Origin of the sequence: uncultured Parabacteroides sp. (genome assembly GCF_902493135.1) — a bacterium.
In the GTDB taxonomy this organism is placed as follows: Bacteria; Bacteroidota; Bacteroidia; order Bacteroidales; family Tannerellaceae; genus Parabacteroides.
Genome location: NZ_CABUOD010000080.1, coordinates 1 through 9,131, shown reverse-complemented (window position 1 = coordinate 9,131; position 9,131 = coordinate 1). Strand labels below are relative to the sequence as shown.

General features: G+C 49.4%; 8 protein-coding genes. 6 read left to right on the top strand and 2 right to left on the bottom strand.

Annotation, left to right across the window (positions count from 1 at the left end; all coding sequences use genetic code 11):
* Nucleotides 1-32: 32 nt before the first annotated feature.
* The gene (locus RDN79_RS18665) at nucleotides 33-1,121 is read right to left on the bottom strand and encodes a GNAT family N-acetyltransferase (protein WP_308573346.1); all 1,089 of its coding nucleotides are present in this window, start codon (nucleotides 1,119-1,121) and stop codon (nucleotides 33-35) included.
* Between the two features lie 125 nt (nucleotides 1,122-1,246).
* On the opposite strand from RDN79_RS18665, the gene RDN79_RS18660 reads away from it, so the two are divergent.
* Nucleotides 1,247-1,570, top strand: a complete 324-nt coding sequence (locus RDN79_RS18660; RefSeq protein WP_298552365.1) for a LytTR family DNA-binding domain-containing protein — start codon at nucleotides 1,247-1,249, stop codon at nucleotides 1,568-1,570.
* 147 nt (nucleotides 1,571-1,717) lie between these two features.
* Entirely contained in the window at nucleotides 1,718-3,295 is a 1,578-nt protein-coding gene (locus RDN79_RS18655; protein ID WP_298552367.1) for a carboxylase, read from the top strand.
* 88 nt (nucleotides 3,296-3,383) lie between these two features.
* Here the strand turns inward: RDN79_RS18655 and RDN79_RS18650 are convergent, their stop codons facing one another.
* A complete protein-coding gene (locus tag RDN79_RS18650; protein WP_298552368.1) occupies nucleotides 3,384-4,271 on the bottom strand; it encodes an AraC family transcriptional regulator in 888 nt (295 codons plus the stop codon).
* 101 nt (nucleotides 4,272-4,372) lie between these two features.
* Between RDN79_RS18650 and RDN79_RS18645 the strand changes: the two genes are divergently transcribed.
* The 4 genes from RDN79_RS18645 (at nucleotide 4,373) to rhaD (ending at nucleotide 9,047) form a co-directional block, all read left to right on the top strand.
* Nucleotides 4,373-5,851: a rhamnulokinase family protein gene (locus tag RDN79_RS18645; protein ID WP_298552369.1), complete on the top strand. Its 1,479-nt coding sequence runs from the start codon at nucleotides 4,373-4,375 to the stop codon at nucleotides 5,849-5,851.
* 4 nt (nucleotides 5,852-5,855) lie between these two features.
* A complete protein-coding gene (locus tag RDN79_RS18640) occupies nucleotides 5,856-7,112 on the top strand; it encodes an L-rhamnose isomerase (protein WP_298552370.1) in 1,257 nt (418 codons plus the stop codon).
* On the top strand, nucleotides 7,112-8,137 hold the full coding sequence (gene rhaT / locus RDN79_RS18635) for an L-rhamnose/proton symporter RhaT (protein WP_298552371.1): 1,026 nt from the start codon (nucleotides 7,112-7,114) through the stop codon (nucleotides 8,135-8,137). The genes RDN79_RS18640 and rhaT overlap by 1 nt, the downstream gene beginning before the upstream one ends.
* Nucleotides 8,138-8,246: 109 nt before the next feature.
* On the top strand, nucleotides 8,247-9,047 hold the full coding sequence (gene rhaD, locus RDN79_RS18630; RefSeq protein WP_298552372.1) for a rhamnulose-1-phosphate aldolase: 801 nt from the start codon (nucleotides 8,247-8,249) through the stop codon (nucleotides 9,045-9,047).
* Nucleotides 9,048-9,131 lie beyond the last annotated feature (84 nt).

Here is a 9,131-nt window from a genome sequence, read left to right as displayed (position 1 = left end):
CATAGGAGGATATTCCTGTTTGTTGTGCTCGTTTAATTGGATTTCCTGTTCCATAATTCGACTTCTTTCCTTAATATACTATATACATTAATGTCTACATATTCACCGGATACCAGCAATTCGCCATCCCGCTCCGTGCCTTCAAATGTGAATCCCAGACGTTTGGGGATTGCGTTGCTCGGCAAGTTGCCGACGGCGCACCGGATTTGGATGCGGTTCATGTCTCGTTCGCGGACAGCCCATTGGCAGAGATAACGGACGGCATTCGTGACGATTCCTTTTCCCCGGTAGGCGGGAAGCAGCCAGTAACCTATTTCCGTACGATGGTTGGGTGCATCGGTGAAATGGAAACCCGCCAGCCCGCAGATCGTTTCCCCTTGTTCCAAAACGTAGACCGGATCGCGTTGCTCGTAAGGAACGGACAATACGGATTGCAGGAATCCCTCTTCGTCTGCAACGCCCTTGAGGCTATCGACAAAAGGCAACCAGATACGCAGGTCTTCCCGGTTTTTATCGATCGCATCGAAAATAAGGGTTGCATCTTCCATAGCCGCTTCCCTGATCGTACAATCGGGAATGCCTATCGGAAGGGAGTGAGGACGGATCGTTTTTTCGAAAGCTTTCCTTGCACTGTTGTTCCGGTAATACACTTCGCCACAGTAGTTGAATCCTAACGTGTCGATCAGGCGAAGCATGTAGGCATTGTCATATTTCGTGTCCACACGGAAATTGTAGACGCCTTTCTTGCGGCTCACCTCCTCTGCTTGCAACATAAACTGTTTTGCCATGCCCTGCCGCTTCATCTCATCGGCAATGGCAAGGCGGTGGATGATGACGTATGGCAGGTCGTTCGGCCATTTGCCTTCTATATTTTGATAAACAGGTTCGCCGTCGAACGAAATGACTCCGTATGCAACAACCCGGTCTTCCCGGCAAATGACGTATCCGTTTCCGTCCTGTATGTCCTGACGGATATGTTCGATAGCCGGATAGTTCTCGTCCCATTGTTGACTTCCAAGACGTTGCATTTGGGCTTTTGCCTGCCCGATAATTTGCCAGATTCGTTCGAGGTCTTTCTCTTCTGCTTTTCGGAATGTGTCCGATGTTCCGGAGATCGTCATGTGTCTGTTGAATTTATTGTTATGAATCGCCAAAGATAGTTTTTATTTTTATTTGCCATTCCCTCGGTGATGTTTGTTTTTGCAATAAAATTCTTATAACCCGATCATTCCACTGTGGACGGCTGTTGGTCTCTATCGGCGATAGGCTGATACCTATTAAAGTCGGCAATATCGCTTATTTTTATCTGGAAGATAAAAATGCGGTAGCTGTGCAATATGATGGTACAAAAAGTCGTATTGGCGGCTTGCTCGATGACCTGATGAAGCAGCTTGACCCCGTTATGTTCTATCGGGCAAATCGGCAGTTTATCGTATCCAAGGCCGCTGTAACTGACATTACAACTTGGTTTGGCAATCGTGTTGTAATTAATCTTAGCGTGCCTGCTCCGGAACGTATCGTTGTCAGTCGAACCAAGGTGCAAGAATTCAAGAAGTGGTTCACGGAATAATAGAGAATGGAATATCATAATGGTAAGTTGTAAAGGCCGTTTTTATAAACATTTGCTATTCTTAACCAGGTAATTCTAATCAAAACAGTTTAATTTTTGTTATAAAGATAGATTTAAGTCTGAAACGGTCTAAACAATTTATTAGGTATGATACGAAAACTTTTGATTCGGGATCTGACTCTTCGGGATGGTCAGCAATCTGCTTTTGCAACGCGAATGTCACAAAAGCAGATAGACAGAGTGCTTCCTTTTTATAGAGAAGCCGGTTTTTATGCGATGGAAGTATGGGGTGGCGCCGTGCCCGATTCTATCATGCGATATTTGGGAGAAGATCCCTGGGAACGGTTGGAGAAGATAAAAGCTGCCGTGGGGAATACTTCCAGGTTGGCGGCACTTTCACGCGGGCGTAACCTGTTTGGCTACAATCCTTATCCGGATAAGATTATTAAAGGTTTTTGCCGCAACTCTATAGAATCCGGACTGGATATCATGCGCATATTCGATGCGCTGAATGATGTGGAGAATATAAAATCGACGGTCAAATATGTTAAACGCTTCGGAGGAATGGCTGATTGCGCCGTCTGTTACACGATCGATCCGTTCCATTCGGCGGTTGAGAGAATTGTAGCCGCCTTGCACGGGCATCCGTTGCATAAACCTGTTTTTACAAATGAATATTTCTTGGACAAAGCGCTTCAAATGGAGGCTTTGGGAGCCGATATGATCACCATTAAAGATATGAGCGGCCTGATTCCGCCGGGAAGAAGTGCCGAAATAGTCCGTTTGTTCAAAAAGCATTTGAAGGTTCCGATAGATTTTCATACCCATTGTACGCCCGGATATGGGTTGGCCTCGGTCTTGGCCGCTATTGTCAACGGGGTGGATATTGTCGATACCAATATCTGGTATTTCGCCGGTGGAACGGCGGCTCCGGCAGTTGAGTTAGTTTACATGTTCTGTAAGAAAATGGGTATCGAACTCGATATTAATATGGAAGCAATCGCGAAGATCAATGCCCATTTATTGGATATCCGCAAGGAATTATCCACTTTCGATATGGCAAAACAATTGCCTAAACCGTTTAATCCGTTGACAGATAGAATACCGACCGAAATAGATCGTTTCTTTAACGATGCGATCGATGCGGCCCGGAAAGACAAAGAGGAAGACTTGCTTATCTTCTGCCATGCCATAGAAGAATATTTTGGTTTCCCCGAACCGAATGAATTGGTGAAGAAGGCCCAGATACCGGGAGGCATGTACACGAATATGGTGGCCCAGTTGAAACAATTGGGGCAGTTGGACTTGTTGGAAAAAGCGATGTCGCTGATCCCACAGGTGCGTATGGAGGCAGGCTTGCCGCCCTTGGTTACGCCGACAAGCCAGATCATCGGGGCTCAGGCCGTGTCATGCGCATTGGATCAGTTGAAGGGACGTCCGATGTACAGCAATCCGTCCAACCAGTTCATTGCCCTGGTAAAAGGAGAATATGGGAAGACGCCGGTTCCGGTCGATCCGGAATTCCGTTTGAAGATAACGGGATCGCGTGATGAAGCGCCTTATGATCCTTCCGATTATGAAATGCAGGAGAATCCTGTCATGGAAGAAATCGGTGTCCGATTGGCTGAAAACGAAAAAGAGGTCTTGCTTCTGGAGCTTTTCCCGATGATGGCGCACAATTTCCTTTCGAAGAAGAAACAGAAACAAGCACATACTACCACATAATATTAGATTGTTTTATGTATTTAAGAGCTTTTCTTCCGGACAGGTGGCCGGGGAAAAGCTCTTTTGTTTGACATTTGTCTGCCTTTTCTCAGTGCGCCCTTTCCCTGAATTCCGACGGTGTCACGCCCTCTTTCTTCTTGAAGAAGGTGGAGAACTGCCCGGCATTCTCGAATTTAAGGCTGTAGGCTATTTCCGAGATATTCAGGCCGCTGCTGGTAAGCAGTTCCTTTGCCTTCAGGAGTTTTTGCTGCAATTGGTACTGGGCGGGCGATACGCCTGTATATTCTTTGAACATGCGGCGGAACCAGGAGTAACCGAGCCCCAGGCGGGAAGCTATTTCTTCCGGCGTCAGCGGGTTTTCCACCTGTTCTTTCATCAGGATGCGGGCTTCGTTGATCTTATCCACGACATAGGTATTCGTAAAGGAGTTGTTCCTCCTTTTATAATAGACCGTACCCAATATATGGAGGACGATGCTCGAAATCATCTCCTGGTAGCCCGTCTTTTCCTGCGAAGCGAATTTCAGGATGTCTTCATACAGCCCGACGATTGTCGCGCTGAGCCCGATGTGCTGTAACGGTTCCTCGCGGGTAAAGAAGCGTTTTTCCACGCGTCGGTCGATGTGGACGCCGCGGAAACCGACCCAGTATTCGTCCCAGCCTGTCTCGCTGTCGGGATAGTAGCTGTGCCATTCTCCCGGAAAAAGCAGGATCATCGTACCGGCGTTTATCTTCTGCATCTTGCAGGATTGTGAAGAGAAGTAACCGCTTCCCTTCGTGATATAGACCAGTTGGTATTCGTTCAGGATACGTCCGGTCTGCGGCTTGAAGTTATAATTGTCCGGATGCTTCGAAAGAGGATAGTTCCCTTTCGGGGGAATAAACTGGTAGCCTACAGTCGTGACGACAATTCCCCATTCTTCGTCTATCGCACTTATCGTCAGGTATCTTAATTGATCGCTTAGTCGTTTCTCCATCTCCTCTGTCAGATTTGAAAGGTTTAAAATCATTTTCAAAAGCAAAGATAGTAATTTACCGTTTACTTTTGCAATCATAAAACAAACAACTTTGTTGTACCATGAAGAAATATAACTTTTTAGCCTTTGATATAGGAGCAACCAGCGGACGTGCCGTATTAGGCACATTGGTTGGTGACAAATTTGAAATGCAGGAACTTCACCGCTTCCCGAATGCGATCCTGGAGTTGCAGGGGAAATATTACTGGAACATATACCGGTTATATGATGCCTTGAAAGAAAGCCTTACGATTTGTGCACGCCGGAACGTGGTCCTGGACTCTATCGGGATCGATACCTGGGGCGTCGATTTCGGATATCTGGCGAAAGACGGTACGCTGTTGGGGCTACCGCGTGCGTACCGTGATCCTTATACGGACGGTGCGCCGGAAGAGTATTTCCAGCGTATTCCCCGGTCGGAAGTCTACCGGCTCACCGGCATACAGATCATGAACTTCAATAGTATTTTCCAGTTATTCCGGGCTAAACAGGAAAGTTTCGGGCCGTTGGAGGCTGCCGAAGAGATACTTTTTATGCCCGATCTGCTTTCCTACCTGTTGACGGGCAAAAAGGTTTGTGAATATACGGATGCTTCCACTTCCGGACTGTTGAATCCGGCGACAAAGGAGTTCGAGGCATCCTTGTTGGAAGCGGCAGGGGTAGCTCCCTCCATCATGCGTCCGGTAGTGATGCCGGGAACATTTGTCGGAGAACTGACCGACGCGCTTGCACGGGAAACGGGGATCGGCAAAGTGCCGGTCATAGCGGTTGCCGGCCACGATACGGCTTCGGCCGTTGCGGCTGTCCCGGCGGCGGACCGGGAGTTTGCCTACCTTAGCAGCGGCACATGGAGCCTTATGGGGATCGAAACGGAAGAACCGATTATCTCGGAAGAATCTTTCCGGCATAATTTCACGAACGAAGGCGGGATAGACGGGACGACCCGTTTCCTGAAAAATATCACAGGGATGTGGTTGCTCGAACAGTGCCGGAAAGAGTGGGAGAAGGCCGGGCGCGATTATTCCTATCCTGCGATTGTCAAGATGGCGGAACGGGCGACGCCTTTCCGCAGTTTTGTGAATCCCGACGATCCGAGTTTTGCCAATCCGCCGAGCATGACGGAGGCGATCAAGGCTTATTGTCGCGAGACGGGGCAGCCCGAACCTGCCGAGGACGACGAGTTTATCCGTTGTATCTTCGAAAGCCTGGCATTCCGGTACAAGGAGGTGCTGGCACTATTATCCGAAATAGCTCCTTTCCCGATCCGTAAATTGCATGTGATCGGGGGAGGCTCGATGAATAATCTTCTCAACCAATTTACGGCAAATGTAATTGACATGCCGGTTGTGGCAGGGCCTTCGGAGGCGACGGCGATCGGCAACTGTATGGTGCAGGCGAGGGCGGCAGGACTGGTGGCCGACCGCTGGGAGATGCGCCGCTTGATCAACTCTTTCCTCTCGCCGGCTGTCTTTCTGCCGGAAGGTAGCGGCAAGTGGGAAGAGGCTTTTAAGAAATATAAATCTGTAACCTCAAAAAAATAAGACCATGACAAAAGAAAACATTATCAGACAAGCCTATGAGGCAGCTGTTGGACGCTATGCAGCTGTCGGTGTGGATGCAAAAGAGGCAATGGACAAATTGCAGAAGATCTCTCTATCCATGCATTGCTGGCAGGCGGACGACGTGAGCGGTTTCGAGAACCAGGGCGGTTCGCTGACGGGCGGAATCCAAGTGACAGGCAACTATCCGGGACGTGCCCGCACGATCGACGAAGTGCGTGCCGATGTCCTGAAAGCGGCTTCGCTGATCGCCGGTAAACATCGTTTGAGCCTGCATGAAATATATGGCGACTTCCAGGGCAAGAAGGTCGACCGCGACGAAGTGGAACCAGCTCACTTTGAAAGCTGGATGCAGTGGGCGAAAGAGAACGGGATGAAACTGGATTTCAACAGCACTTCTTTCTCGCATCCGAAGAGCGGCGACCTGACGTTGGCAAATCCCGACGATGCGATCCGCAATTTCTGGATCGAACATACGAAACGATGCCGCTGGATCAGCGAGGAGATGGGCAAATACCAGGATGATCCCTGTATCATGAACCTGTGGATTCATGACGGCAGCAAGGAAATTCCCGCCAGCCGTCTCAAATACCGCCGGATCTTGGAACAGTCGCTCGACGAGATTTTTGCAACGGAGTATAAGAATATGAAGGACTGTATCGAAGCAAAACTGTTCGGGATCGGTCTGGAAAGTTATACGGTCGGTTCTTATGATTTCTACTTGGGCTACGGTGCGAAGAAAAACAAGATTGTGACGCTCGATACGGGCCATTTCCATCTGACGGAAAGTATTGCCGACAAGGTTTCGGCCTTGCTTCTCTTTACGCCGGAGATCATGTTGCATGTGAGCCGTCCGGTCCGTTGGGACAGCGATCATGTGGTGATCCTAAGTGACGACCTGCTCGATCTGGCACGCGAAATCATCCGTTGCAAGGCATTGGACCGGGTGCATATCGGTTTGGATTATTTCGATGCGACGATCAACCGTATCGGGGCCTACGTGATCGGTTGCCGTGCAACACAGAAGGCCTTTATGCAAGCTCTTCTCGAACCGTCCGCAACCTTGCAGCAATACGAGGCCGAAGGCAAATATTTCCAGCGCTTAGCTTTGCAGGAGGAAATGAAGAGCCTTCCGTGGACAGCCGTCTGGGATATGTTCTGCCTGCAAAACGACGTCCCGGTAGGTGAGGATTATATTGCCGAGATAGAGAAATACGAAGCCGAAGTAACAAGCAAACGATAATGGAAATAATCATCGGGTTAATCATAATCGCAATCGGCAGTTTCGGGCAGAGCAGTTCCTACGTCCCGATCAACAAAGTCAAGGATTGGAGTTGGGAAAGTTTCTGGCTGGTGCAGGGCGTTTTTGCCTGGCTCGTCTTCCCGTTCTTAGGGGCGCAGCTTGCCATTCCCGCCGGGAGCAGCCTCTCGGAACTGTGGAGCGCCGGCGGAGCCGCGGGAGCCGTTATCTACGGAATCCTGTGGGGGATCGGCGGCCTGACCTTCGGGTTGAGCATGCGTTATTTGGGGGTTGCGCTCGGCCAGAGCATCGCGCTTGGAACGTGCGCCGGTTTCGGAACGCTTTTCCCGGCAGTTTTTGCCGGAACGGATTTGTTTCATGGCGATGGCCTGGTCCTGCTGATCGGCGTGTGTATCACGCTTGCCGGCATCGCCGTGATCGGGTATGCCGGAAGCCTTCGTGCCCGCAATATGACCGAGGAGGAAAAGAAAGCGGCTGTAAAGGATTTTGCGTTGACGAAAGGTTTGCTTGTCGCCCTTTTGGCGGGAGTGATGAGCGCCTGCTTCAATCTGGGCCTGGAATCCGGTGCTCCGATCCTTGAGAAGGCGAAACAGTCCGGCGCAAGCGAATTGTTCGCACTGAACCCGGTCATCCTGTTAGTGACGATCGGCGGTTTTATCACGAACGCTTCTTATTGCCTCTTCCAGAATGTAAGGAACAAGACGGGGAAAGATTATTTTTCCGTATCGGGCGGTACTTTGCTGAATAATGTCTTATTTTGTGCGCTGGCAGGTGTTTTGTGGTATTCGCAATTCTTCGGGCTGGGAATGGGAAAGAGCTATTTTGCCGAATCTCCGGTGATGCTGGCCTTTTCATGGAGTATCCTGATGTCGCTGAATGTGATCTTCAGCAATGTGTGGGGCATTATCCTGAAAGAGTGGAAAGGAGTGAGCCGGCAGACGATCGTTGTTTTGGTCTGCGGCATGTGTCTCCTGATATTCTCGCTTTTGCTGCCTAATTTGATTTAAGGGAGAGATTAAATAATAGTAATCGGGCTGAAAATGGATAGTCATGGAATTTTAGTTTCATAGTCATGAAATTAAGATTCCATGACTTATAAAAAGATATATAAGTAAAATGAAAACAATCAGAAACAATGAAAAATTGATGGCCGAGATCGGCCGTATCGCCGAAGTGGCCGGCTATCTCTGGACAAAAGGATGGGCGGAACGCAACGGCGGTAACATTTCCGTAAACCTGACCGACCTGATGAGCGACGTCGAAAAAGCACTTCCTGCACTGGGGCCGGCTATTCCTTTGCAGGAGGCGATGACTGCCCTTGCCGGGCATATTTTTTATGTCACCGGTACCGGAAAGCGGATGCGTTATGTGGCACAGGATCCCTTTGCCAACGGTTCCCTGATCCGTATCGCCGGGGATGGCAAAAGCTATGATATAATAGCCGAACAATTGATTTTGCCTACATCCGAGTTGCCTTCACACCTGATGATGCATAATTATCTGCGTGGCCTGGGCCGTGATAACCGGGTCGTTCTGCATACGCATCCGACCGACCTGATCGGTATGACGCATTGCAAGCCGTTCCTGGATTCGGATGTCATTACCCGTACGTTGTGGAGCATGATTCCCGAATGCCGTATCATTGTCCCGAAAGGAGTCGGCATCGTTCCTTATGAAATACCGGGGACGCTGGATTTGGCGCGTGCCACCATCAAGCAATTGGAGAAGCACGATGTCGTATTCTGGGAGAAACATGGTATTTTGGCAGTCGGCGAAGACCTGATCGAATGCTTCGATGCAATCGACACGTTAAGCAAGTCCGCCCAAATCTATTTCAGTGCACGCATGGCCGGATACGAACCCGCCGGCATGACCGACAAGCAGTTGGATGATTTGGTCCCGGCTTTCGGTTTGTGATAGATTATGATCGTAAATGATGATTTATCTGTTACTTTTCCCTTGATGGAAAAGTAACCAAAAGATCAAGGCTGAACCGTCCGG

Coding starts and splice junctions, on each gene's coding strand:
- RDN79_RS18665 (WP_308573346.1), bottom strand. CDS start 1,121: ATGACGATCTCCGGAACATCGGACACATTCCGAAAAGCAGAAGAGAAA.
- RDN79_RS18655 (WP_298552367.1), top strand. CDS start 1,718: ATGATACGAAAACTTTTGATTCGGGATCTGACTCTTCGGGATGGTCAG.
- RDN79_RS18650 (WP_298552368.1), bottom strand. CDS start 4,271: ATGGAGAAACGACTAAGCGATCAATTAAGATACCTGACGATAAGTGCG.
- RDN79_RS18645 (WP_298552369.1), top strand. CDS start 4,373: ATGAAGAAATATAACTTTTTAGCCTTTGATATAGGAGCAACCAGCGGA.
- RDN79_RS18640 (WP_298552370.1), top strand. CDS start 5,856: ATGACAAAAGAAAACATTATCAGACAAGCCTATGAGGCAGCTGTTGGA.
- rhaT (WP_298552371.1), top strand. CDS start 7,112: ATGGAAATAATCATCGGGTTAATCATAATCGCAATCGGCAGTTTCGGG.
- rhaD (WP_298552372.1), top strand. CDS start 8,247: ATGAAAACAATCAGAAACAATGAAAAATTGATGGCCGAGATCGGCCGT.